This is a genomic window from Fundidesulfovibrio soli, assembly GCF_022808695.1.
Classification (GTDB): Bacteria; Desulfobacterota; Desulfovibrionia; order Desulfovibrionales; family Desulfovibrionaceae; genus Fundidesulfovibrio; species Fundidesulfovibrio soli.
In genome coordinates this window covers 1-24,912 of record NZ_JAKZKW010000029.1, presented here as the reverse complement: position 1 = coordinate 24,912, position 24,912 = coordinate 1, and the positions used below count along the sequence as shown (strand labels likewise).

The window sequence follows — 24,912 nt, the reverse complement described above, 5'->3', positions numbered from 1 at the left end:
TCCCTTCGTCTCAAGCCTTTTGGAGGTCGACCATGCTCCACTCCGCATCCATCAGGTTCCGGGCCATCCTGCTCGGCGTCCTTCCACCCCTTGTACTGTACGCGGCCTTCGTTCTGGCCTCCGGCCCCCTGGGCCTCTCCGCGGGCGCAGCGCAGCTGGCCGGGCTGGCCGCCGGCCTGCTGGCCGGGCTCGGGTGCGGGCTGCTGCTCTTCGGCGGCGTCCGCGACAATCTGAGCGAGATCAACCAGGCCGTGGCCAAGGTGGCGGGCGGCGACTTCGGGGCCAAGCTCCCGGCCCCCAGCGTGGCCGAGCTGGACGCCCTGGAGGCCTCCCTGGTTAGCCTCATCGGGCAGCTCAAGCTGACCTTGGGCAACTGGCGCGGCTTCACCGAGGCGGTGCTGGTGCCCTACGCCCTGGTGGACACCAAGGGAAACCTGGTGATGTGCAACGACCGCGCCCTCGAAATGCTTGAGCGCGGCGGGAAGCCCTCCGATTACCCGGGCATGTTCTTCTCGGAATTCTTCTATGGCGACCGCACCCGCAAGGCCCTGATCGTGGACATCATGGCGAACAACCAGGGCGTGGTGCGCGACGTTGAGTTCAAGAACCTCAAGGGCAACACCCGTTTCATCCAGGCGGCCCTCTCCCCCCTTCACGACCTGGACGGCAAGGTCAGCGGCGGGCTGTGCATGTATCTGGACTACACCGAGATCAGGACCAAGGAAGACCACATCACCCGCCAGAGCCAGGCCATCATGGAGACCGTCTCCGTGGTGGAGAACATCTCGCGGGAGCTGGCGTCCACCTGCCGGGCCCTGACCTCCCAGGTGGATGCCGCCAGCCGGGGCGCGCGCGTGCAGAGCGAGCGCGCCGAGGAGACCGCCGCCTCCATGGAGGAGATGAACGCCACCGTGCTCGAGGTCGCGCGCAACGCGGGCACTGCCGCCCACAGCGCGGGCGAGGCCCAGGCCAAGGCCCGCGAGGGCGAGCAGGTGGTGGGCAAGGCCGTGGAGGCCATCCTCCAGGTCGACGCGCTGACCTCCACCCTCAAGCGCAGCATGGACGGCCTCTCCGAGCGCGCCGAGGCCATCGGGCGGATCATGGGCGTGATTTCCGACATCGCGGACCAGACCAACCTCCTGGCCCTGAACGCCGCCATCGAGGCGGCGCGAGCGGGCGATGCGGGCAGGGGCTTCGCCGTGGTCGCCGACGAGGTGCGCAAGCTGGCCGAGAAGACCATGACCGCCACCCACGAGGTGGGCGAGGTCACGGGGGCCATCCGCACCGGCGTGGGGCAGAGCATCGCCGGGACCGACCAGGCCGCCGAGGCCGTGCAGCGCGCCACCCGGCTGGCCCGCGAATCAGGCGAGGCGCTCAAGGGCATCGTTGGCCTGGCCGAGGCCACCTCCGACCAGGTGCGCGGCATCGCCGCCGCGGCCGAGCAGCAGTCCGCCGCCAGCGACGAGATCGCCCGCGCCGTGGACGACGTGCGCCGCGTCAGCCAGGAGACCTCCCAGGAGATGGGCGGGGCCTCGAACGGAGTTGACGCCCTGGCGCGCCTCGCCGGGCAGCTGGAGAGCGCCATCCGGTCACTGGCGAGCTGACGGCCCCCAACCCGAGCGGTTTCGTATCGCCAAGCCCCCGCGCCCATTCGGTGCGGGGGCTTTTCCATCTTGTAAGGTTGCGAGAAACGTCTTGTCCTTTTAAGGAACAATCTGCATAGCACAGCGTAACGTAATGTCTCGATGAGGTATTCCATGCCGTACCAGCCCGCCGCTCGCCGTTTTTTTGATTCAGGCACTTCCGACATTCCGCACCGCACGCTCAACGTCCTCCCCGCCATCCGCCGGGCCATGCGGGATGGCCGCCCGATCCGCTGGACGGGAGCGATCGCGTTGCTGATGGCCTTGGCCCTGAGCCCGGCATTGTGCGCGGCGGGGACCTTCACGGTGACCAACAGCAACGACTCGGGCGCAGGCTCCCTTCGCCAGGCCATCCAGGACCTCAACGCCGCGGGGGACGGTACCAACACGATCCAGTTCAGCATCCCAGGTTCGACGGTGAACCTGCTCACGGCCCTGCCCACGTTCGACAGCCCCGTGACCTTCCTGAACAACTCCGGGGGCGCGGTGACGATCGTATCGCCCCCCGGCTCCACGGCCGGGCTCACCATGAACGAGCGTCTCTCCTTCGGGGGGGCAAACGCCATCAATTTCTCCTCCAGCGCCTCGGGAGCCGGTAACGCCACCGGCGTGGGCGCCCAGGGCGGAGGCGAGCTGGTGCTCAGCACCGTCTCCGCCAACACTTCCATCACCGCCCTGGCCGATTCCGGCACCGCGGTGGGCATGACCTCCTCAGGCGACAACCTGAGGATCACCGGGAACATGGCCGGGTCCGTCACGGCCATATCCACCAACGGGAGCGCCTACGGCATGCGCGCCGCCGACGATCTGAACATCCAGGGCGCGCTCTCCGGCTCTGTCAAGGTCCTGAGCATTTACGGCTCGGGGGCCTACGGCCTGGCCGCAACGGGCGACCGGCTGAGCATCGGCTCCGTGGCCAGTACGGCCTCGGTGGTGGCCCAGACCATGGGGAACGGCGCCTACGGGCTCTACGGCGCTTCCGGCCTGAACATCTCCGGCGGCATGGCGGGCAGGATCACGGCCCTGGCCGGAACGCACACCGCTGTGGGCATCTTCAGCGGCGGCGCCCTGAACGGCGGCGCGGGCCTGCCCCTGAGCATCTCCGGCGGGGTCTTTGCCTCGGCCAACGGCCTGGCCGTGGCCGTCGGTTCGGCCGGACCCATGAACCTCTACGTCACCGGGACGCTCAGCGGCGTGGACAACTCCGGGAGCGGCGCGGGCTACGCCATCCGCGCTGGCAGGCCCGACGGCCAGGGCGGCTGGATCCCCGGCACGGCCAACAACGTGGTCACCCTGGACACGGGCGCGGTCCTCGCAGGCAAGGTGGACCTTGGCAGCGGCACGAACGTCCTGAACCTCTTCGGCATGGGCTCCACAGGGGTGCAGTTCCGGGGCGTCACCAACCTGGTGGCGGGCAACTACGGCGACGCCGCCAACTGGGTGCTGAACCCGAACACCGAGAATGCGAGCAGCTTCGGCAGCCTGGTCGTCAACCGCAACGCCTCCCTGAGCATCAACGAGAACGTGTCCATCCTGGGCGACATCCAGGACGACGGCGCGTTGATCTACGACATCGCCACGCCGAAGATCTACGCGGGCACCATCTCCGGCACGGGGTCGGTGTCCAAGGCGGGCCCGGGCACCCTGTGGATGCAGGGGGCCAATACCTATTCGGGCGGAACCATCCTGCGCGGAGGCAGGCTCAACGTCGTCTCGGACGCCAACCTGGGCGACCCCTCGGGCGCGGTGAGCTTCAACGGCGGCATTCTGCAGGCGGGCGGGCCGCTTACGACGGCAAGGAGCCTGAACGTCGCCGGCAACGGCGGCACCCTGGACAACGCCGGGTACGCCGTGGCCCTCAACGGACCGTTCACGGGCTACGGCGCCTTCACCTTCATGGGCGCTGGCACCACCACCCTGTCGGGCAACGGCTCGGGCTACACCGGGCAGGCCCTGCTGGCCGGGGGGACGCTGTTCTTGCCCGCTGGCGGGTCGCTCGGAAGCGCGGGTGGAGGCGCGCTGACCTCCAACCCCGGCACCCTCGTGGGCGGGTACGGCACCGTGGGCAACTTCAACAACAACGGCGTCGTCTCCCCGGGCGGCTCCATAGGCACGCTCACGGTCGCCGGGAACTACACCCAAGGCCCCACGGCCGTGTTCGTCGAAGAGGTGGACCCCTCCGGCCGGGCGGACCTGCTCAACGTCCAGGGCCGCGCCGCCCTGAACGGCGGCCAGATGCTGGTCAGCGCGCCCGTGGCCTTCTACCCCACGGGCATGGCCTGGCAGGCCATCAGCGCCGCGGGCGGGCTCACCGGGGCCTTCGCGGGGGGGAGCACCACCTTCCCGTCCTACATCGTGAATTTCCAGCCCGTGAGCACGCCGAACGGGGTGTACACCGAGGTGGTCCGCAACCCCTACGCCATGTTCGCCTCCAACTCCCTGGCGGCCTCGGCGGGCAACGGCCTGAACCTGGCCGCCTACAGCGCCACCGGGATCTTGGCCTACGCCCTGCTCGGGCTGGACCTGGCCTCGCCCGCGAGCATCGCCTCCTCCCTGGACCACCTGCACCCCGAACCCTACGACGCCTTCACCCAGAGCGGGTTCGACACCGGCAGGCTGCTGACCTCCACCATCCAGGGGCGGCTGCACGGGCTGCGCTCCGGCCAAGAGCAGGCCGCCTTCTCCGGCCCCTTCGACGCCGGGACCGCCCCCGTGCAGGACGTGGACGCCATGCGCAACGGCGCCCCCCAGGCCGTGGCCGCAAGCGGCGAGGCCAACAGGGCCGGCGTGTTCCTCAAGCCCTTCGGCATGACCGCATACCAGGGTTCCACCAACGGGAGCACGCCCTACAGCGTCTTCTCCGGCGGCGTGCTGGGCGGCTTCGACTACCGCATCAGCGACAGCCTCGCAGGGCAGGTCTTCGGCGGCTACACAGGGCGCGGCCTGAGCCTGGGCGGCGCGGCCTCCGGCGATGGCCGCGTGGACACCGCGACCCTGGGCCTCTCGGCCACCTGGTACGGCGAGAACTGGTTCGGCGAGGCCGCCCTGCACGGCGGCCTGGACGCCTACCACGCCCGGCGCACTATCTCGGCGCCCACGGGCTCGCTCACCGCGAAATCCACCTGGAACGGATGGAACCTGTTCGCCAACGCGGGCGGCGGCTACGAGTGGCGCGCGGACGACTGGTCCTTCGGGCCCGTGGCCTCCCTGAGCTACGCCCTCATCGGCCAGGACGCCTTCGACGAGACCCAGGCCGGACCCCTTGGCCTCTCCGTGCGCCGCAGGACAGACGCCTCCCTGCAGACCGGCCTGGGCGGGCGCGTGTCCAGGAGCATGGAGTTCGGCGGGCTGCGGGTCACACCCGAGGCCCGGGTGCTCTGGGGCCACGAGTGGATTAGCGGCGGGCGGGACATCGCCGCCAGCTATCTGGGCAGCGCCGGCTCCGGCTTCACCACCAGGACCGTGCCCCCGGCCACGGACTGGGCCACGGTGAGCGCCGGTTTGACCGTGGACTGCTCCAAGCGCTTCCAGGTGGCGGCGCGCGCCGGCGCGGACCTGTTCCGCAGGGACTACCAGAATCTGGCCGCCAGCCTCAGCCTGCGCTACACCTTCTAGAATCGACCCTCGGCCCCGCCCGTGCTTGACGCGGGCGGGGCCGCGCGGGCATACCCCGCAGCCATGGACGCCCACTTCTTAGTGCCCCTGGCTGCCGTCGCGCTGGACGCCGCCCTGGGCGACCCCCACCGCTGGCCCCACCCCGTGCGCCTCATCGGCGCGGCGCTCGACGCGCTGGAGCGCCCTGTACGCACCATCCCCGCCCAGTTGCACCAGGTATACGGGGCCTTCGCGGCCCTTCTGCTGAGCCTCGGGGCCTACACCTGCGTCTACGCCCTGGGGCTGCTCCCGGGTGTCGGCTGGGCGGTCTCCCTCTATTTTGCCTACGCCGGTCTGGCCTTGGGGCAGTTGCTGCGCGAGGCCAGGGCGGCCGCGCGGCTCATCGAGGCCGGGCGGGACGAGGCAGCAAGGAAGGCGCTGGGCATGCTCGTCAGCCGCGACACCTCCGGCCTGGACCGCGAGGCCCAGTGGCGCACGCTGGCCGAGACCGTGAGCGAGAACTTCTGCGACGCGTTCGTGGCCCCGTTCTTCTATCTGTGCCTCGGGGGCGCGCCGCTGTTGTGGCTTTACAAGACCATCTCCACCATGGACTCCATGTGGGGCTACAAGACGCCGCGCTTCAAATACCTCGGCTGGGCAGGAGCCCGCGCCGACGACCTGCTGGCCTGGCTCCCAGCGCGTCTTTCGGCCTGGGCGCTCATCGTCGCGGCTCCGCTGCTGGGCCTGCCCACCGCCGGCGCCAGGGCCAACGTGCGGACCGACGCGGCCCGAATGGCCAGCCCCAACGCGGGCTGGCCCATGAGCGCGGCTGCCTGGCTGTGCGGGGCCTCCATGGGTGGGCGGGCGGTCTACTTCGGGCGGGAGGTGGAGAAACCGTTGCTTGGGCCTGAGGAGTGCGCTTGGGGGGCGGATTCCTTCAAAACGCTCATGAATCTGATCATCATCGCTTCAATAACGCTGTGCTTGGCCGCAAGCGTACTGTTACTGGGCTTGGAAGTGGTATTTTCGTGAAACCCTACCGGCTTCGCCGTTGACCTTTTTTCCTGTCACGCTACAACCATAACCATAGAAGTTTTTAAGGAGGGTACGGGTATGGTACTCGAGGGCACGGTCAAGTGGTTTAGCGATAAAAAGGGTTACGGATTCATCACGGGCGAAGGGCAGGAGGACATCTTCGTCCATTACTCCTCCATCCAGGGTGATGGCTTCCGCACCCTGCGCGAGGGCGAGAAGGTTCTCTACGAGATGGTCACCGGCGAACGCGGCATGAAAGCCACCAACGTGGTTCGTCCCGCCTGACCGATTCCTCCCATCGTTATCATCTGAAGCCCCGCGCCCACCCGCGGGGCTTTGATTTTTGCGCCAGTGGGGAGCGCCCCGGGAGGGCGCTCCCCTGCGCGGGCGACATGTAGGGCGTCCGGGGAAGGGAGAGGGCGCCGGACGCCCCGGCCCGGCCCCGCGTTTCGCAGCGCGGGGAACATCGTCACCCGGAGGCGGCGTTTCGTCGCCCGCCTCCCGGAAAATCCCGCCCGTCTCCACCCGCCCCGCCGGTCCGTGGCGGCAGCCTCCGCCTGGAGCGGCGGATGGAGGGGCATTGGCGGCCGTCTGCAGCCCGTCGGGCATTCACCTCAGGCCGCGACGCAATGATCCGGTCACAGCTTCGCATCTGCCGGTCCCTTCCCCCCAATCTCCTGTTCGGCATACGTTCCCCGCGCGTGGCCCGGCTCTCCACGCGGCCAGCTAGGCCGCCGCAACCGCGGCGGATTCCGTCGCCGATCCCAGCAGGCCCAGCCGCGCGCTCATGGTGCTCTCAAGGTTCTGGAAGAACAGCTTGATGGCGTCCAACTGCGTGGTGTCTTCGGAGCTGGCTGTGCTGGCGGCGGTGGAACCCGCGCTCGTGGTCGTTACGGAATCCGCCGAGCCCTCCCGGCCCGAAGCGTGATGCCCGTGGCGGCCGCGGGGCTTGTCGGGCTTGAGGCTGTCCATGCTGCCGCTGGAGGCGGCCTCCGCGAACTTGGAGGACATGTCGTTCAGGAAAGCGCTCTCGCCGGGGTCCGTGACGTTCCCGGCCTGTTCGGCCAGTTGCTGCGAGATGGCCTCCGTGACCTCCTTGAACTTGGCCGGGTCGCTGGACTGCAGGCTGGCCAGCTGGGTGAAGAGGTCCTTGCCGGTCTTGGTGGAGCTGGCCGAACCCGTGGAGCCGCTCGACGTGCTGCCCGTTTCGCCCAGGATCTGCGAGATGACGCTGTTCAGCTCGTCGAACCCGGCCTGCATGTCGCCTCCGGGGCCGGCGGCAGCCGACGCTCCTCCGGGGGGCGGGGGCGGCGGGCCCTGGGGCTTGAGGCTGTCCATGCTGCCGGTCTTGGCCGCCTCGGCGAACTTGGCCGAGAGGTCGCTGTACATGTTCGCCTGCCCGGCGCTGGTGGCCGAGGAGGCCTGCTTGGCCAGGTCGCCGGCGATCTCCTGGGCCACCTCCTTGAACTTGTCCGGGTCGGAGGTCTGCAGCGAGAGGAGCTGGCTCATCATCTGACCCATCTTGGAGAAGCTGGCCTTGTCGGTTTCAGAGGATGAACCGCTGTTGCCCGATGCCTGGGAACTCTGCGTCTGGCCGACTTCCTGGATGCCGTAAACCGATTCAAGCCGGTTCTGGCTGCCGATGCTGCTGATGCTCATTTTTCTTCACCTCCGTTGTAACTTTTCCGCACGCTGTGTTTATTGCGGCCCGATGAACCTGCCGCCGGTGCGAAAGCAACGGGAGTGCCTGTCTGGGTATGGCAAGTAAACGTACAAGATTACAGCTAGTTATGCTTTTGATCGCGAGTGCCCCGTTTCCGCGAACAGGCATCACTCGGTATGTAAAACGTAGTATTTCAACATGTTGGAATCGGTTGGGGGCGGAGGGAAAATATTGCCCGGTTGAAAAATGCAATTTTGAGCAAAAAAATAATCACAGAGTGTAACTTTTCAAGAAGTGTCAGAACGCAGCGTCTTTACTATGTTTTTAAAAGTGAAATTGCGTGCATTAAAAAAGGTTACATTGAGAGCATAAAATAAAAAATATAAACTTAACCTCCAGTGTTGTCCTAAACTCTGCTGTGTTGCATCCGATAACCATGGAAACATCACGTTTACGGAGGTTCAACAGCCATGAGCACCATTAGCGGCCTTTCAACCAGCCAGTCCTACGCCTCGAGCCTGGTCACGGGAACAACCCAGACTGCGGACACCGCCTCGGCGGCGGAAGTCGCGGGCCTCTCCACGGAGGACAAGGCAAAAATTTCCCAGGGCGCGAAGCGGATGAACCAGCTGAGCCAGTTGGCCGGCAGCGACCCCGAGAAATTCAAGGAGGTGGCGCAGACGATCTCCGACGGTCTGGCCGAGGAGGCCAAGAACGCCACGGACTCGCGCGATGCCAAAATGCTTACCGAGATGTCCGCCAAGTTCGCGGACGCCGCCAAGACTGGCAGCATGGACAGCCTGAAGATGGAGAAGCCCAAGGGGCCGCCCATGGGGTCGGGCGGGAACGGGAACGGGAACGGCAACGCCGCGTCGAAGTTCGCCGGGGCCATGCGCACGGACAACCCCATGGCCGCGATGGACGCCGTCATCGACAACGCCCTGAGCGGCGTGGGCACGACGGACAGCGGCACTTCCACCGCCTCCAGCGCGGCCGCCTGACGACACGATTCGGCTCCGCTTCCCGCGCAGGGGAAGGCGTGCGGGGAAGCCTGGGAGGGCGACGGACGCGGGGAGCCGGAAGTCGGGCAGGGCAGGGGAAGCGGCGTGGCGCGCAGCACGACAAATTTCGCGCGAACATGACCGCATGAATCTCGGGGAGGCGCTGCCTCCCCAAACTCCACCGGCAGGGGAGTGACTCCCCTGCACCCCCAATAGATTCGCGTTCGCCCTGAATATTGCGGGGTCCAGGGGGATCATCCCCCTGGCGGGGTACGGGGCGGCGCCCCGCTCTTTTCTTGCGGCCTCGCAAAGCACAAAAAAAGGCCGGTCCCAATGGACCGGCCCCTTGTTTTCGGTGGTGATGCTTCTAGGAGGCTCCCAGCTCCTGCCCGCGCCGCCTCGCCGCCTCCACGGCGTCGATGATGGCGGCGCGCATGGCCATGCGGTCCATGTGGGCCAGCGCGGCGATGGTGGTGCCCCCGGGGGAGGTGACCATCTCGCGCAGCACGCTCACGTGGGTCATGCTCTCGTTGGCCAGCTTGAGCGAGCCGCCGATGAGTTCGCCCACGATGCTCGTGGCCATGGGCCTGGGCAGCCCGGCGGCCAGGGCCGCCTCGATGAGGGCCTCCATGAAGTAGTAGACGTATGCCGGACCGCTGCCCGCCACGGCGGTGAACGAGTCGAACAGCTTCTCCTCCAGCACGTGGACGCTGCCCACGGAGGCGAAGATCTTCTGCACGACGTCCTTCTGCTCCTGCGTGAGGTGCGGGTCGTCCAGGCACACGGCGGAAACGCCCGCGCCCACCAGGGCGGGGGTGTTGGGCATCACGCGCACCACGGGGCAGGCGTGCCCGATCCACTCCGAGAGCCGCTCGCGGGTGATCCCGGCGGCAATGGAGATAAGGCACTTGTCCGCGGTGAGCGCGGGATGGACTTGAGCCAGCACCGCCTTCATCTGCTGGGGCTTCACGCACATGAGCACGTACCCGGCCTTTTCCACGGCGCCGTGGATGGTGTCCACGGCCTGGAGAGCGCACTGCGCGCACAGGGCGTTCAGCTTCTCGCGGTCCAGGTCGAAGCCGAGGAGGCTCACGCCGTCCATGCCCGAGAGCCCTTTGATGAGGGCCGCGCCCATGTTGCCGGTGCCGATGAAGGAGATGGCGGCGTTCATGGCGCTATCCCACCAGCTCGGTGGCGTTGAAGAAGTAGCCGATCTCGAAGGCGGCGGTTTCGGGGGCGTCGGAGCCGTGCACCGAGTTCTCCTGCTTGGAGAGGGCGTGCACCTTGCGGATGGTGCCGTCGACGGCCTGGGCGGGGTCGGTGGCGCCCATGAGCTCGCGGTAGCGCTTGATGGCGTTGTTGCCGGCCAGGACCACGGCCACGATGGGGCCGGAGGCCATGTACTCGGTCAGCTCGCCGAAGAAGGGGCGCTCCTTGTGCACATGGTAGAAACCCTGGGCAAGAGGCAGGTCCAGCTTGAGCATCTTCATGGCCACGATCTTGAGATCGGCTTTCTCGATCATGTAGAGGATGCTGCCCACGAGATCGCGGCGGACAGCGTCGGGCTTGATGAGGCAGAGCGTGAGTTCCATGAAGATGCCTTCCTTACGTTGGGGTTGAACCGGAGGCCCGGGCGGCGTGTGCCGTACGGGCGGGAGAACTCCTGTCCTTGAAACGCGCTACACCAGCAACATCTTGTCCGACGAGAATTCCTCTCCTTTCAGGGTGTAGAAGCGTTCCAGAAGGTCCTCCACGCTGAACCGCTCCTTCTGCTCACCTTCGATGTCCAGGAAGACGCTGCCCTGGTGCATCATGATCAGCCGGTTGCCCTGGCGCAGGGCGTGGTTCATGTTGTGGGTGACCATAAGGGTGGTCAGCTTGTGGGTATCGACGATGCGCTGGGTCAGCTCCAGCACCTGGGCCGCGGTCTTGGGGTCCAGGGCGGCGGTGTGCTCGTCCAGCAGCAGGATTTCGGGGCGCACCATGGTGGCCATGATCATGGTCAGGGACTGGCGCTGCCCGCCGGAGAGCAGGCCCACCTTGTCCTTGAGGCGGTCTTCGAGGCCCAGCCCGATCTGGGAGAGCAGCTCCCGGTAGCGGGCGCGGTCCTTGCTTTTGACGCCGAGCGAGAGCCCGCGCGGCTTGCCGCGACGGTCGGCCAGGGCCATGTTCTCCTCGATGGTCAGGGAGGCGGCGGAGCCCATGAGCGGGTCCTGGAAGACGCGGCCGATGAAGCGGGCGCGCTTGTATTCGGGCCAGGCGGTGATGTCCGAGCCTTCGAGGGTGATGGTGCCCTGGTCCGGGAAGAAGCCGCCCGCGATGCAGTTGAGCGTGGTGGACTTGCCCGCGCCGTTGGAGCCGATGACCGCGATGAAGTCGCCCTGGCGGATGTCCAGGTTGACGTCGTTCAGGGCCAGCACCTCGTTGACGCTGCCCTTGTGGAAGCGCTTGGTGATGTTCTTGAGGGTAAGCATCAGCGGGCCATCTTCCTTTTGAGCCTGGGCGCGGTGAGCGCGGTCACCACGATGAAGGCGGTGATCAGGTTCAGGTCGCTGGGGGAGAAGGAGAACTCGCCCAGCTTGACCCCGAGCGCCAGGGCGATGGCCAGCCTGTAGGCCACGGAGCCGAGCACCGCCGCGATGATCATCCTGGAGATGCGCCCCTGGCCGAGCAGGGTCTCGCCGATGATCACCGAGGCCAGCCCGGCCACGATGGTGCCCACGCCCATGTTCACGTCCGCCGCGCCCTGGTTCTGGGCCACAAGGGCCCCGCACAGGGCGACCAGTGCGTTGGAGAGGCCCACGCCCAGCACGATCATGTTGCCGGTGTTCACGCCCAGGGCGGTGATCATGCGCGGGTTGTCGCCGGTGGCCAGCATGGCCTGGCCCAACTCCGTGCGGGTGAACCAGATGAGCGCCAGGGCCGCGCAGACCGTGAAGGCCGCGAACAGGCAGGTCCCGGCCAGGGAGGAGGGCAGGCCGAAGGCCGTCAGGGAGTCGAGCACCGTGGTCTTGCCCAGCAGGGTGAAGTTGGGGCGGCCCATGATGCGGATGTTGATGGAGTAGAGCGCGATCATGGTCAGGATGCTGGCCAGCAGGTGCAGGATCTTGAGCCGCGTGTTCAGAAGCCCGGTGACGGCCCCGGCGCAGAATCCGGCCAGGGTGGCGGGCAGCAGGGAGAGGTAGGGGTCCATGCCCGCGCCGATGCACACGGAGGAGACCGCCGCGCCAAGCGGCAGGGAGCCGTCCACGGTGAGGTCGGGAAAGTCGAGGATGCGAAAGGTGAGATACACCCCGAGCACCATCAGCCCGTAGACGAGGCCCTGTTCGAGCGCGCCGATGAAAGCGTAAAATGACATGCGTGCGTTACCCCGGTGTGGTCGCGTTGAGCGCGAAAACCCACTGCCTGTGCCCGGAAAACGCGGGTTTGTCAAAGGCGGGCGGCAGCGGAGAGGGTGTAAAAGAAAAGGGACGGGGCAGGCCCCGTCCCTTGAGATGCCTTGCCGGGCGGAACTACTCGAACTTCTTCACGGCCTTGGCCACCACCGCTTCGGGGATGGTCACGCCCTGGGCCTTGGCGGCCTTCAGGTTCAGGTGGATGTCCAGGTTCTTCAGGCTCTCCACGGGCAGGTCGGCGGGCTTGGCGCCGTCCAGGATCTTCTTGCCCATGGCGGCGGTCTGCTTGCCCATGGCGTAGTAGTCCACGGCCAGGGCCGCGATGGCGCCCTTGCCCACGGACTCGTTGTCGGAGCTGAACAGGGGCAGCTTGTTCTCGTCGCAGACCTTCACCAGGGACTCGAAGGCCGAGACCACGGTGTTGTCCAGCGGGATGTAAACGGCGTCGCACTTGCCCACCAGGCTCTTGGCGGCCTGGTACACGCCGCCGGAGTTGGCCACGGTGGCCTCCACGATCTTGATGTTCAGGGGCGCGGCGGCGGCCTTCACGGCGTTGACCTGGCTCACGGAGTTGGCTTCGCCCGCGTTGTAGACGATGCCGACGGTGGCGGTCTTGGGCAGGATGGTCTTGATGAGCTCGATCTGCTTGTCCACGGGGGGCATGTCGGTCATGCCGGTCAAGTTGCCGCCGGGAGCCTGCATGCTCTTGACCAGGCCCGCGCCCACGGGGTCGGACACGGCGGTGAACAGCACGGGGATGTCCTTGATCTTCTGGGCGCAGACCTGCGCGCCCGGGGTGGCGATGGCCAGCACCAGGTTGGGCTTCTCGTCGAGCATCTGGCCGGCGATCTGCACGTTGGTGGCGGAGTTGCCCTGTGCGATGTGCACGTTGAACTTGGCGTCCACGCCCGCCTCTTTCAGGCCGTCCATGAAGCCCTTGCGCGCGTTGTCCAGGGCGGGGTGCTCGACGATCTGGGTGATGGAGATCACCTTGGTCTGGGCCAGGGCGGCGCTTGCCGCGAACAGCATCGCGGCGGCCAGAGAGAGGACGAGGAAGCGTTTCATGCCTGCTCCTTAAGAGGTTTGTGCGGCGGCACCGACACGCCGGGCGCCGTAGTTTCCTGTTTCGCGGGGATGGCGTCCCGGGCCGGGGAAAATGCTAAGGGCCGGAAACCATCCTCGTCCGGGACGGTATGGCCGCAAATGGCGAAAAAGTCAAAACCGGGCGGCAAAATGACGACGCAGCCAGCCCGGAGTTCAACCGCCCTTGAGCTGCGCGCCGAGCGTCACGATGGTCACGCCCTTGTCCCGGCGCATGGCCCAGCCGGCCAGGGCGGCGATGGTCTCGGGATGGGGGTGGCCGATGGCCACGGCCCTGCCTTTCGACTTGGCCTCGCGCTCGGCCTGCCTGAGCGCCAGCATGGCGGCCTGCTGCCCGCGCTCCGCGTCGATGAACACCGCGCGGGAGAGCGCGGGCACGCCGGCCCTGGCGGCCTCCTTCCAGCCCACGCTCTTGTCCGAGGTGCGCGAATCCAGGAAGAAAAGGGCGGGGCGGAGCTTGAGTTCGGCCATGACGGCGGCCATGAGGGCCTGGTCCTCGGTGGCCTGGGAGCCCTGGTGGTTGCTCACACCGGCTGCGTGGGGCACCTGGGCCAGGTGGGCCGAGAGGATGCCCGCCACCTCGCGCGGGCTCATGCCCGGGCGCAGGGTGCCCGCCGGGGCGGCCGCCTGGGCCTTGGCCTCCATGGGCTGGTGCAGGATGACCTCCTGCTTGGCCTTGGCGGCCATCTCGTCCACGTCGCGGGTGTGGGCCAGGTTGGGCATGATGGAGAACGTCACGGGGAAGCCCAGGTCCAACAGCTCCTGGGCCTGCTCTTTGGAGCCGCCCAGGTCGTCGATGACGATGGTCAGGAGCGGGCCGGACGGGGCGGGGAGCTGCGCGGGCTGGGGCTCGGCCGCGGGCTGGGCCGGGGGCTGGCCCGGAGCCTGAGGGGAGGCGGGCGCCTGAGCCTGTCCGGCCTCCGGCGCCGGTTTGGCCGGGGCCTGCGCCGGGGTCTGCGCCGGGGTCTGCACTGAGGCGCTCTGGGGCTTGGCGGGCGGCGTCTTCTGGCCGGGCAGGTAGAAGAAGGCGTAGCCGAAGAACATGATCAGCAGGGCCACGGCCGCGCCCGCGAGAAACACGAGCGCGGCCGGAGCTTTGCCCTGGCCGCGCTTTGTCTTCGTGGAGCGCCGCCGGGGCTTGGAACCGGGGCGTTTGGGAGGCATGTCCTACCTTATTCGGCCGCCGAGGCCACGGGGGCGTACTTGATCAGCTCCAGGGCCAGCTTGAGCTGGTTGTCCTTGTCCAGGAGCTCCTTGATCTTGACCTTGGGGTCAGAGCCGTCGGACTGCTTCTTGCGGGCCAGGTTGTCCAGGTGGCGGGAGAGGTCGCGCTCGCGCACCTGATGGCCCTGGGCGAAGAGGTCCTTCTCCTTGTCGCCGTCCTGCAGGGGCACCTTGAAGTCGGGCTCGATGCCCTCGGCCTGGATGGAGCGGCCGCTGGGGGTGTAGTACAGGGCGGTGGTCAGCTTGATGCCCGAGCCGTCGTTCAAGGGGATCACGGTCTGCACAGAGCCCTTGCCGAAGGTCTTGTCGCCCACCAGCAGGGCGCGCTTGTTGTCCTGCAGGGCTCCGGCCACGATCTCGGAGGCCGAGGCCGAACCGGCGTTGATGAGCACGGTCAGGGGGATGTTGCTCTCGACTCCGGCGGCCTTCTTGGCGTCGAAGTCCTTGCGCTGCTCGTCGCGCTTGCCCTTGATGGTCACGATGCGGCCCTTGGGCAGGAAGAAGTTGGAGACGCTCACGGCCTGGTCCAGCAGACCGCCGGGGTTGTTGCGCATATCCAGGATGATGCCCTTCAGGGCCTTGCCGGACTTGGTGTGGTTGGCCACCACGTCGCGCAGCTCGACGGTGGTGTTTTCGTTGAAGCGGGTGATGCGCACCAGCAGGTATCCGGGGTCGATCTCGGTGCCCTTGACCGAGATGATGGGGATGGCGTCGCGCACGATGCGGTACTTCTCGGGCTTGTTGCTGCCCTTGTGCACCACGGTGAGGCTCACGGGCTTGCCCTTGGGGCCGCGGATGCGCTGCACGGCGTCCATGAGGGACATGTCCTGCGTGGACTGGCCCTCGATCTCCACCAGGATGTCGCCCGCCTTGAGGCCCGCCTTGTCGGCCGGGGTGTCGTCGATGGGGGAGATGACCGTGATGCGGCCGTTCTCCACGCTGATCTCGATGCCGATGCCCGAGAACTCGCCCGAGGTGCTGACCTGCATCTCCTTGAAGTCCTCCTTGGTGAGGAAGCTGGAGTGCGGGTCGAGCTGCTGGAGCATGCCGACGATGGCGCCGTCGATGAGCTCCTGGCGGGTGACGTTCTTGACGTAGTTGGTTTCCACCAGGTCGAGCACCTGGCTGAAGCGTTTCAGGGGGCCGAACCGGTCCTCCTGCTGAGCGAGGGCCAGGCCGGCGGTGAGGAGCAGGGCCACCACGAGAAGGGCGAGCCCGGCCTTGGTGATGCGGGACATAGAATAGCCTCCAGCGGAAAAAAGGCCGTATGCCCGCCGGGCGGCGCCTGGGGCCGAACTGGCCCGCTGGCGGTGCGACCGGCCGGGATTCATCGGGTGGGGTTAATAGGTTTCACCTCAAAACGCAATGCCAATCACTCAGGCAAACCCCGCTCACGCCGCGCGTTCCGGGCGGTTCGCCCCAGGAATCATCCCGGCGGGTTCTCCAGGAAGGGGCCCAGGGGGCACTCCCCGCACAGCGGCGCGCGCGTCTTGCAGAAGTGGTGGCCGACGCCCACCAGCTGGGCGTGGAAATCGTTGTACAGGGCCGTGTCGGGCTCCAGCACGTCCATGAAGAAATCGCGCATGTCGTCGTAGCCCGCGTCCTCGGGCAGCAGCCCGTGGCGGGAGAGTATGCGCCGGGTGTAGGTGTCGGCCACGAAGCTGGGCATGCCCAGGGCGTAGCAGAGGATGGAGTCCGCCGTCTCCGGCCCCACCCCGCGCACGCCGAGCAGCTCCTCGCGCACCTGGAGCATGTCGCGCGAGGCCAGCTCCGCCAGGTCGAAGCCGCAGCTTTCGCGCAGGTAGGCCAACAGGTTCTTCAGGCGCTGGGCCTTGAGCCGGAAATAGCCCGCCGGGCGGATCAGCTCCGCCAGGCGCTCCAGGGGCAGGGCGTCCAGGGCCTCGGGGTCGAGGCAGCCGTGTCCCCTGAGGGCGTCGATGGCCTTGCGCACGCCCGTCCAGGCGGTGTTCTGGGTCAGCACCGCGCCCACGCAGACCTCGAAGGGCGTCTCGGCCGGCCACCAGCCTCTGTGGCCACGGGCGCCAAGCATGGCCTTGTAATACTCAAGCAGCAGGGTCTCGCGGTTCATGGCCGCATGGTAGCCGCGCCGGGGCGGGGCGCGCAAGCCCTTCATGGTTTGCTTTTCGGGTGGCCTGGTGTATCGGGAGAGTCTGTGGAAAACCACCGCATCAAGGAGTCTGCCCCATGAAACGTTCCTTCATCGCCTCCTGCGCGTGCGCCGTTCTCCTTGCCGCCTTCTGCGCCGGGGCCGCCCTGGCCCAGGACGCCTCCAAGACTGTGATGGCCGCCTGCACCAAGTGCCACATGGCCGAGCGCCTCTGCGCCGCCCTGGGCAAGAAGGACCAGGCCGCCTGGGAAGTCACCGTGACCAGGATGATCGGCAAGGGCGCGCAGATCTCGGAAAAGGAGAAGCCCGCCGTGATCGCATACCTGGCTGGGCTCAAGCCCGGCAGCAAGCCCGTGTGCGAATAACGTGTCCATAAGCTTCGTCTACGTGACCGCCCCCAGCCCCGAGGAGGCCCTGCGCATCGGCCGGGCCCTGGTGGAGGAGCGGCTGGTGGCCTGCGTCAACGTGCTGGACGGCCTGCGCTCCCTCTACTGGTGGGACGGGGCCGTCCAGGACGAGCGCGAGGCCTGTTTCGTCGCCAAGACGCGTTCGGAGCTTGCCGAAGCCGTGGTGGCCCGTGTACGGCAGCTCCATACCTACGAAGTGCCCTGCGTGGTGGTGCTGCCGGTGGCGGACGGCAACCCCGACTTCCTGGACTGGGTGGCCGCCGAAACCCGTCCCAACAGTTAAGGAGCCTCGATGCGCATCCTCGTCTCCGGGTCGGTGGCCTACGACCGGATCATGACCTTTCCCGGCAAGTTCGCCGATCACATCCTCCCCGAGAAGATCCACATCCTGAACGTCTGCTTCCTGGTGGACGGGCTCACGGAGAAGTTCGGCGGCACGGCGGGCAACATCGCCTACAGCATGAGCCTGCTCGGCGAGAAGCCCACCATCATCGCCTCCGCGGGCAAGGACTTCGAGCCCTACGCCTCCTGGCTGGCCGGGCTGGGCCTGAGCATGGAGGGCATCCGCCGCGTGCCGGAGGAATTCACCCCCGGCGCCTACATCACCACGGACCAGTCCGACAACCAGATCACCGGCTTCAACCCCGGAGCCATGAAGGTGCAGTCGGGCTTCAGCGTGGAGGGCTTCGACCCGGCGCAGACCATGGGCATCGTGGCCCCCGGCTGCCTGGCCGACATGAAGCACTACTGCGCCCGCTACAAGGAGCTGGGCATCCCCTTCTTCTTCGACCCAGGCCAGAACATCCCCGCCTTCTCGGGCGAGGACCTGGCCGAGATGCTCACCGGCGCGAGCTTCCTGATCACCAACGACTACGAGCTGCAGATGATCATGAACGCCACCGGCCTGAGCAAGGGGGCCATCCTGCACCGGGTGGACACCCTCATCACCACCCTGGGCGAGAACGGCGTGGCCATAAACGAAAAGGGCGTGGAGTTCACCGTGCCCGCGGCCGCCGTCACAGCCGTGAAGGACCCCACCGGGGCGGGCGACTCCTTCCGGGCGGGCCTGCTCTGCGGCCTGGCGCACGGCAAGAGCCTGGCCGTGGCCGCCAGGATGGGGGCCGTGGCCGCCGCCTATTGCGTGGAGCAGCACGGCACCCAGGAGCACACCTTCACCCCTGAAGAGTTCTGGGCCCGCTACGAGGCCAACTACGGCAAGAGCGAGGGCTAGCCGCTCCCTGAGGGGCCGCCTGAGCGGGGGGCCTTCGCCAGATGCATCCAAGCCGCCGGGCCAGCCCCCGGCGGCTTTTTCGTTTCCCCAACGCGGGAAGGTGCAATTTTTTTGATCAATGGAATTGAAAAATCCTCTCAATGTGGTATGGGTTGAGAAAGCTTAGGCTGGCGTTGTTTCCTGCAACCTCCAAAAGTCCGGGTCTCTCCGGAGCGGCCCTCGGGCGGGATTGCGCGACATGCACGGAATGGAAATTTTCAGCACCGATCTCCGCCCCCTCTTCCTGGTCTGGTCGCTTTGCCAGGCGGCCCAGGCCTGCGTGCTTCTCCACGTCTGGAAAATCCACAGCAACTTCCCCCCCGCCAGGGAGTGGGGCGCCGGGGCGCTGCTCTCCGCACTGGGCCTGGCGCTGCTGGGCCTGCGCGCCTGGGTGCCCCCCTGGTGCTGCGCGGTTGCAGCCAACGGCCTGCTTCTGGGCGGGATGATGGTCTTCAATTTCGGCATCGTGCGCGCAACCGGGAGCAACCCGCCCTGGCGCCGGGGCGCGGCTCTCTGCGCCCTGGCTCTGGGGCTGCTCGTCTGGTTCACCCTGGTTCAGGACGACTACCCCGTGCGGGTCGTCGTCCTGAGCTTGGTGGCGGTGGCTTTCGATCTGCTGGTCATCCACGCCTGCCTGACCAGCCGGGAAACCTCGCTGACCTCCACGCTGCGCCTGATTGCGGCGGTCCACGTCCTGCTTGCGGCCTCGGTCTGCTGGCGCGCGGTGGCTGGCGCGCTCGCCGGTGCCGACGCCGTTTCCATGCCCACCGTGTCGCAGGCGCAGTTCGTGGTGGCCTCCATCATGGCCTGCGTGGTGCTCACCACCCTGCTCGTGCTGCTGACCTCGCAGCTCCTGCAGAAGGAGGTCAACGCACTGGCCCGCCAGGACCCCCTGACCAAGGCCGCCAACCGCATGGCCCTGGACGAGATCGTGCGCGTGGAGTGGCCGCGCGGGACCCGCCACCACACCCCCGTCAGCTGCCTGCTGCTGGACGTGGACCACTTCAAGCGCTTCAACGACGAGCACGGCCACCTGGCCGGGGACGCCATGCTCCGCGCCGTCTCCGACGCGGCCCGCACCCAGCTGCGCACCGAGGACGTCTGGGCGCGCTACGGCGGCGAGGAGTTCGTGGCCCTGCTGCCCCAGACCGACATCCGCCAGGCCTGCGCCATCGCCCAGCGGTTGCGCCAGGCCGTGGCCAAGGCCGCCATCAAGGGCGAGAACGGCTCCCTGGGCGTGACCGTGAGCATCGGCGCGGCCGAGTGCAACCCGGCCACGCAGAGCTGGCAGCAACTGGTGGGCCTGGCCGACCAGGCCCTCTACCTGGCCAAGCGCAGGGGGCGCGACCGGGTGGAGGTGGCCATCGGTGAAACCCAGGCCCCGCCGGATCTCTACCCTGACGTGGCCCGCTACGTGCGCCTGGAGTGGGACAGCACCCTGGAGTGCGGCGACCCCGCGCTGGACGCCCAGCACAGGGAGATCTTCGCCTCGGCCAACAAGCTGCTTTCCGCCGTGGCCGTGGAATGCCCCGAAGGGGAGTGCAGGGCGCTCATAGGCAAGCTCATGGAGCAGATCAGACGCCACTTCAGCTACGAGGAGACGGTCCTGCGCGCCGCCGGCTACCCCCTGGTGGAGGAGCACGCCCGCTCGCACGAGGTGCTCGTGCATCAGGCCACCGAGCTGGCCGAGCGCTTCGAGCGCAGGGAGCTCTCCACCGGCCAGCTGTTCACCTTCCTGCTCGACGAGGTGGTTTCCCGCCATATGCTGGCCAGCGACCACGAGTACTTCGGCTACCTGGGCAGGGAAACGCGCCAATAGGTGTTGTTGCGGCCCCCGCTTTGAGCGATACTGGGGCCCGGCCGCCTTCGGCCGAGCCAACCAGCCCCCGGGCGCGCCCTTCCGCAAGGCCCGGGGCCCGCAGGAGCAGGCCATGAGAACAGGCACCGAGGAAAAAACCCCTCTGCGCGTCAACGCCGAAAAGATCCAGAACTACCTCCGCCAGGCCTTCGGAGAGAGCGCCCGCCTGAGCTGGCTGGGCGAGATCGGCCAGACCGGCACCCAGGGCATGAAGGAGTTCGGCTACGGCAAGCCGCTGCGCATCGAGTTCTCCGTGGATGGCAGGGTGAAGTCCGCCGTGCTCTCCATCATGCGCGGCGACAAGTACGGGCACCAGTTCTACTGGGACCGCGCCGCCATCCTGATGTTCCAGCACGAGACCTCCGGGCGCCTGCCGCGCCACGCCAAGTCACTGGGCCTGGGCTACTTCGACGCCGCCGACCGCATGGTGGGCGTGAAGGAGCCCAAGGAGTTCTTCATCCTCACCGAGCTGCTCGAAGGCGAGGATTACTACCGCCACCTGGAGCGCATCGGCCGCACCGAGGCCACGCCCAAGGACGCGGCCCTGGCCGTCTCCTTCGCGGACTGGCTGGCGGACATCCACTCCGAGCGGGTGGACAACCCGGACCTCTACCTGCGCCGGGTGCGCGACCTGATCGGGGCCTCGGAGTGCATCTTCGGCCTGGTGGACGCCTACCCCCATCCCTACGACCTCTTCCCGCCGGAGCGCTTCCAGGCCCTGGAGCGCCGCGTGGTGGACTGGCGCTGGAAGCTGCGCGCCTACACCCGGCGGCTGAGCCCGGTCCACGGGGACTTCCACCCCTGGAACGTCCTGGTGGAGGACCAGGGCGAGCGCTACGACTTCCACGTGCTGGACCGCAGTCGCGGAGAATTCGGGGAGCCAGCCGACGACGTGGCCACCATGAGCCTCAACTTCGTGCTCTTCTCGCTCTACGGGCAGACGGATTCCCCCAGGCTCTCCGGCCCGCTGGAGCAGCTCTACACCGCCTTCTGGGAGCGCTACCTGGAGCGCACCCATGACGAGGAGATTCTGGACGTGATCGCGCCGTTCTATATGTTCCGGGGCCTGGTGATCGCCTCGCCCCAGTGGTACCCGCACCACCCCGAGCCCGTGCGCCGGGGCCTGCTGCGGTTCCTGGAAAACGTTCTGGAGGATGACCGCTTCGACTGGCGCGGCATCAACAAGTACCTGGCATGAGCGCCCTGGCCGCAGAGGCGGAAGGCCCCCGGCCTGAGTGGGCGGGGGCGGTGTTGTGGTTCACGGGGCTGCCCGGGGCGGGCAAGTCCACGGTGGCCAAGGCCGTGGCGGATGAATTGACGCGCAGGGGGCTCAACCCGGTCTGGCTGCAGATGGACGCCCGGCGCAAGCACTACACGCCCCGGCCCCTCTACACCGCCAAGGAGCGGGAGGCCGCCTACCGCATGTTCGCGGAGGAGGCCGCCGCCCTGGCCGAAGAGGGCAGGGTGGTGCTCATGGACGGCACCGCGCCGCTGCGCTCCATGCGGGACCACGCGCGCGGGCTGGTGGAGCGCTTCGCCGAGGTGCACCTGCGCTGCGGCGTGGCCACGGCCATGCGCCGTGAGTCGGCCCGGCCCGAGGGGCTGGTCATGGCCGGGCTGTACGCCAAGGCCGTGAAGCGCAAGGCCACGGGCCAGAAGTTCGATGGCCTGGGCCAGGTCGTGGGTGTGGACGTGCCCTTCGAGGAGGACCCGCGCGCGGAGCTGGTGCTCGACGCGGAGAAACTGAGCGTGGAGCAGATGCGCGACGCGGTGCTCAAGCGCTTCGCGGGCTGGTTCGTGGATGGCGAGGAACGCTAGCGCCGCACTTTACCGCGCCCCTTCCATGCATTAGTATGGCAGGATGAAGTTTCACGTCTTCACGTTCGGCTGCCAGATGAACGCCGCCGATTCCGGCTGGCTGACACGTTCGCTGGAAAACATGGGATGGGAGAAGGCCCCCGCCGACCAGGCCAAGGCCTTCATCGTCAACACCTGCTCCGTGCGCGAAAAGCCCGAGCAGAAACTCTATAGCGAACTCGGCCGCATCGCCGAGCACCTGGAGCGCGAGCCGGGGCTGTTCTGCGCCGTGGGCGGCTGCGTGGCCCAGCAGGTGGGGGCCAAGCTCTGGAACCGCTTCCCCTTCGTGCGGCTCGTCTTCGGCACGGACGGCGTGGCCCAGGCCCCGCAGGCCCTGGCGCGCATCGCCCGGGAGCCCAGGCTGCGCGTCTCGCTGCTCGACTTCTCCGACTCCTACATCGAGCGCGACGCCGCACTGCCCGGCCCCCTGGAGTCGCCCCGGGCCTTCGTGAACATCATGCAGGGCTGCGACAACTTCTGCACCTACTGCATCGTGCCCTATGTTCGCGGCCGCCAGAAATCGCGCACCTCGGAGGCCGTGCTGGCCGAGTGCCGCTCCCTGGCCGAGCGGGGCGTCAAGGACGTCACGCTCCTGGGGCAGAACGTGAACAGCTACGGGCGCGACAAGGGCGGCGACGGCACCAGCTTCCCGCAATTGCTGCGCGCGGTGGCCGCCGTGGACGGCATCGAGCGGGTGCGCTTCACCACCTCGCACCCCAAGGACATCGCGCCCGAGGTGGTGGCCGCCTTCGGGGAGCTCGAGAACATCTGCCCCACGCTGCACCTGCCCGTGCAGTCCGGCTCGGACGACGTTCTCAGGCGCATGGGGCGCAGCTACACCGTGGAGAAATACCTGGGCATCGTGGACGCCCTGCGCCGCGCCCGCCCTGACATCTCGCTCACCACGGACTTCATCGTGGGCTTTCCCGGCGAGACCGAGGAGGACTTCAAGGCCACGCTGGAGCTGATACCCCGCGCCGGGTTCGAGGGCTCGTTCTCCTTCATCTACAGCGACCGCCCCGGCGTGGCCGCCGCCAAGATGGAGCCCAAGATCCCCGCCGAGATCAAGTCCTGGCGGCTCGACGAGCTTCAGGCCTTGCAAAATGCCCGGCAGCAGTCCATTTTGCAGGGGCTCGTCTCCTCGGTGGCCCCGGTGCTCGTGGAAGGGCCCGGCAAACGCAGGGACTCCGACGCCCCGGCCTGGCGCGGCCGCGACGCCCACGGCCGCACCGTGAACTTCCTGGCCCCTGCCAGCCCGGATCTGTTCGGGCGCATCGTGAACGTGCGCGTGACGGAGGCCAAAAAGCATTCCTTATGGGGGGAGATACTGCCATGATCGAAATGAAGGTTTCGGGCCTCGCCCTCGACGAGGAGACGCAGGCCCCCGTGCTCGTGCTCAAGAGCATCGACGAAAAGACGACCCTGCCCATCTGGATCGGGGCCATGGAGGCCATGGCCATCTCGCTGACGCTCAACGACGTCAAGCTGCCCCGTCCCATGACGCACGACCTGCTGCTCTCCTCCATCGAGGCCCTGGGCGGCAAGGTGCTGCGCATCTCCGTCACCGGGCTCACCGACGGCACCTTCTTCGCGATCATCAGCGTGGACCAGGGCGGCAAGGAAGTGGAGATCGACGCCCGGCCCTCCGACGCCGTGGCCCTGGCCCTGCGCGCCAAGGCCCCCATCCTGGTGGCCCCCGCCGTTGTGGAGGCCCTGGCCGAGAACAAGCCCAAGCCGGGCATCGCCACCGACGGCACCGACGACTGGACGGACATCCTGGAAAGCTACAACCCCGCCGACACCAAATACAAGATGTAGGGCCACATGATCGACCTGCACACCCACACCACCTTCTCCGACGGCGAGCTCATCCCGGCGGAGCTGGCCCGCCGCGCCGCCAAGGCCGGATACAAGGGGCTGGCCATCACCGACCACGCGGACCACTCCAACATGTACCTCATCCTGGAGAACCTGCAGCGCTTCGCCAAGGAGGCCGGGCCCTACCTGGACATCAACCTGGCCGTGGGCGTGGAGCTGACCCACGTTCCCCCCGGGCTGATCCCCGGCCTCATCACCGAGGCCCGGCGCGCCGGGGCCATGCTCGTGGTGGTGCACGGCGAGACCATCGTGGAGCCCGTGGCGCGCGGCACCAACCTGGCCGCCATCGAAGGTGGGGCGGACGTGCTGGCCCATCCGGGCCTCATCACCGAGCAGGAGGCCCTGCTGGCCGCCGAGAACGGCGTGCTCCTGGAGATCACCACCCGCAAGGGCCACAGCCTGACCAACGGGCACGTGGCCGTGATGGCCCGCAAGACCGGCGCCGGGCTGGTGATCGACAACGACGCCCACGCCCCCGGCGACCTCGTCTCCGCCGAGATGCGGGCCATGATCGCCAAGGGCGCGGGCCTCACCAAGGACGAACACCTGCAGGCCGAACGCAACGCCGAGGCGCTGCTCTCCCGGGTGCTGGGGCTGCACGCCTAGCGGCTGCGGGGGGCGGGCACGACGCGAAGCCGGAAGGGAGTCCAGAGGGCCGAAGGCCCTTTGGCCGCCGGAGGCGCTCTTCCGGTATTGGATGCCAGTCGGAAAGGATTGCCTCCGGCGGGCAAAGGGAGTTCCTCCCTTTGCGATCCCTTTCCGCTTCGCATTCCAGCCCGGCAACACGCTCTGATCTTGTAATATTTTCGCGCTGTGACGCGTTGTCTCCGTGGGGAGCCGGGCCGGGCGGCGGAGCAC

General features: G+C 67.7%; 23 protein-coding genes. 14 read left to right on the top strand and 9 right to left on the bottom strand.

Going from position 1 to position 24,912, the window contains the following annotated elements; genetic code table 11:
• Positions 1-32 precede the first annotated feature (32 nt).
• From MLE18_RS16970 to MLE18_RS16955, 4 genes are all read left to right on the top strand, one after another.
• Positions 33-1,604 carry a methyl-accepting chemotaxis protein gene (locus tag MLE18_RS16970; RefSeq protein WP_243439993.1) on the top strand — a complete coding sequence of 524 codons (1,572 nt, stop codon included), beginning with the start codon at positions 33-35 and terminating at the stop codon, positions 1,602-1,604.
• Between the two features lie 153 nt (positions 1,605-1,757).
• Positions 1,758-5,258 carry an autotransporter outer membrane beta-barrel domain-containing protein gene (locus MLE18_RS16965; protein WP_243439992.1) on the top strand — a complete coding sequence of 1,167 codons (3,501 nt, stop codon included), beginning with the start codon at positions 1,758-1,760 and terminating at the stop codon, positions 5,256-5,258.
• 21 nt (positions 5,259-5,279) lie between these two features.
• On the top strand, positions 5,280-6,269 hold the full coding sequence (gene cbiB / locus MLE18_RS16960; RefSeq protein WP_243439991.1) for an adenosylcobinamide-phosphate synthase CbiB: 990 nt from the start codon (positions 5,280-5,282) through the stop codon (positions 6,267-6,269).
• An 81-nt stretch (positions 6,270-6,350) separates the two neighbouring features.
• On the top strand, positions 6,351-6,557 hold the full coding sequence (locus MLE18_RS16955) for a cold-shock protein (RefSeq protein WP_243439990.1): 207 nt from the start codon (positions 6,351-6,353) through the stop codon (positions 6,555-6,557).
• A 441-nt stretch (positions 6,558-6,998) separates the two neighbouring features.
• On the opposite strand, the gene MLE18_RS16950 is transcribed toward MLE18_RS16955, so the two are convergent.
• On the bottom strand, positions 6,999-7,931 hold the full coding sequence (locus MLE18_RS16950) for a hypothetical protein (RefSeq protein WP_243439989.1): 933 nt from the start codon (positions 7,929-7,931) through the stop codon (positions 6,999-7,001).
• 474 nt (positions 7,932-8,405) lie between these two features.
• Here MLE18_RS16950 and MLE18_RS16945 point away from each other — a divergent pair, with 474 nt between their 5' ends.
• Positions 8,406-8,936 (top strand): hypothetical protein, encoded by a 531-nt coding sequence (locus tag MLE18_RS16945; protein WP_243439988.1) that lies wholly within the window; start codon positions 8,406-8,408, stop codon positions 8,934-8,936.
• Between the two features lie 367 nt (positions 8,937-9,303).
• Here MLE18_RS16945 and proC read toward each other — a convergent pair whose 3' ends face one another.
• The 8 genes from proC to MLE18_RS16905 form a co-directional block, all read right to left on the bottom strand.
• Entirely contained in the window at positions 9,304-10,107 is an 804-nt protein-coding gene (gene proC / locus MLE18_RS16940) for a pyrroline-5-carboxylate reductase (RefSeq protein WP_243439987.1), read from the bottom strand.
• Between the two features lie 4 nt (positions 10,108-10,111).
• Positions 10,112-10,528: a nucleoside-diphosphate kinase gene (gene ndk, locus MLE18_RS16935; protein WP_243439986.1), complete on the bottom strand. Its 417-nt coding sequence runs from the start codon at positions 10,526-10,528 to the stop codon at positions 10,112-10,114.
• A gap of 87 nt (positions 10,529-10,615) precedes the next feature.
• The gene (locus MLE18_RS16930; protein ID WP_243439985.1) at positions 10,616-11,410 is read right to left on the bottom strand and encodes an ABC transporter ATP-binding protein; all 795 of its coding nucleotides are present in this window, start codon (positions 11,408-11,410) and stop codon (positions 10,616-10,618) included.
• Positions 11,410-12,294, bottom strand: a complete 885-nt coding sequence (locus tag MLE18_RS16925; RefSeq protein WP_243439984.1) for an ABC transporter permease — start codon at positions 12,292-12,294, stop codon at positions 11,410-11,412. Before MLE18_RS16925 ends, MLE18_RS16930 begins: the two co-directional genes overlap by 1 nt.
• 154 nt (positions 12,295-12,448) lie before the next feature.
• Complete coding sequence (locus tag MLE18_RS16920; RefSeq protein WP_243439983.1) at positions 12,449-13,396, bottom strand: ABC transporter substrate-binding protein; 948 nt, start codon at positions 13,394-13,396, stop codon at positions 12,449-12,451.
• Between the two features lie 192 nt (positions 13,397-13,588).
• Positions 13,589-14,596: a divergent polysaccharide deacetylase family protein gene (locus MLE18_RS16915; protein WP_243439982.1), complete on the bottom strand. Its 1,008-nt coding sequence runs from the start codon at positions 14,594-14,596 to the stop codon at positions 13,589-13,591.
• Positions 14,597-14,604: 8 nt separating this feature from the next.
• The gene (locus MLE18_RS16910) at positions 14,605-15,894 is read right to left on the bottom strand and encodes a S41 family peptidase (protein WP_243439981.1); all 1,290 of its coding nucleotides are present in this window, start codon (positions 15,892-15,894) and stop codon (positions 14,605-14,607) included.
• 188 nt (positions 15,895-16,082) lie between these two features.
• Positions 16,083-16,745 (bottom strand): endonuclease III domain-containing protein, encoded by a 663-nt coding sequence (locus MLE18_RS16905; RefSeq protein WP_419714900.1) that lies wholly within the window; start codon positions 16,743-16,745, stop codon positions 16,083-16,085.
• A 116-nt stretch (positions 16,746-16,861) separates the two neighbouring features.
• On the opposite strand from MLE18_RS16905, the gene MLE18_RS16900 reads away from it, so the two are divergent.
• The 9 genes from MLE18_RS16900 to MLE18_RS16860 all read left to right on the top strand — a co-directional run bounded on the left by MLE18_RS16900 (position 16,862) and on the right by MLE18_RS16860 (position 24,660).
• Positions 16,862-17,149, top strand: a complete 288-nt coding sequence (locus tag MLE18_RS16900) for a hypothetical protein (protein ID WP_243439979.1) — start codon at positions 16,862-16,864, stop codon at positions 17,147-17,149.
• Position 17,150: 1 nt separating this feature from the next.
• A complete protein-coding gene (gene cutA / locus MLE18_RS16895; RefSeq protein WP_243439978.1) occupies positions 17,151-17,474 on the top strand; it encodes a divalent-cation tolerance protein CutA in 324 nt (107 codons plus the stop codon).
• 9 nt (positions 17,475-17,483) lie between these two features.
• On the top strand, positions 17,484-18,422 hold the full coding sequence (locus MLE18_RS16890; RefSeq protein ID WP_243439977.1) for a carbohydrate kinase family protein: 939 nt from the start codon (positions 17,484-17,486) through the stop codon (positions 18,420-18,422).
• 238 nt (positions 18,423-18,660) lie between these two features.
• Positions 18,661-20,280 carry a diguanylate cyclase gene (locus MLE18_RS16885; protein ID WP_243439976.1) on the top strand — a complete coding sequence of 540 codons (1,620 nt, stop codon included), beginning with the start codon at positions 18,661-18,663 and terminating at the stop codon, positions 20,278-20,280.
• 112 nt (positions 20,281-20,392) lie between these two features.
• Positions 20,393-21,517, top strand: a complete 1,125-nt coding sequence (locus tag MLE18_RS16880) for a phosphotransferase family protein (protein ID WP_243439975.1) — start codon at positions 20,393-20,395, stop codon at positions 21,515-21,517.
• Positions 21,514-22,137: an adenylyl-sulfate kinase gene (locus MLE18_RS16875; RefSeq protein WP_243439974.1), complete on the top strand. Its 624-nt coding sequence runs from the start codon at positions 21,514-21,516 to the stop codon at positions 22,135-22,137. Before MLE18_RS16880 ends, MLE18_RS16875 begins: the two co-directional genes overlap by 4 nt.
• Before the next feature lie 43 nt (positions 22,138-22,180).
• Complete coding sequence (gene miaB, locus MLE18_RS16870) at positions 22,181-23,512, top strand: tRNA (N6-isopentenyl adenosine(37)-C2)-methylthiotransferase MiaB (RefSeq protein WP_243439973.1); 1,332 nt, start codon at positions 22,181-22,183, stop codon at positions 23,510-23,512.
• Positions 23,509-23,994, top strand: a complete 486-nt coding sequence (locus tag MLE18_RS16865; protein WP_243439972.1) for a bifunctional nuclease family protein — start codon at positions 23,509-23,511, stop codon at positions 23,992-23,994. Before miaB ends, MLE18_RS16865 begins: the two co-directional genes overlap by 4 nt.
• Before the next feature lie 6 nt (positions 23,995-24,000).
• Entirely contained in the window at positions 24,001-24,660 is a 660-nt protein-coding gene (locus tag MLE18_RS16860) for a histidinol phosphate phosphatase domain-containing protein (RefSeq protein WP_243439971.1), read from the top strand.
• The last annotated feature ends 252 nt before the right edge of the window (positions 24,661-24,912 follow it).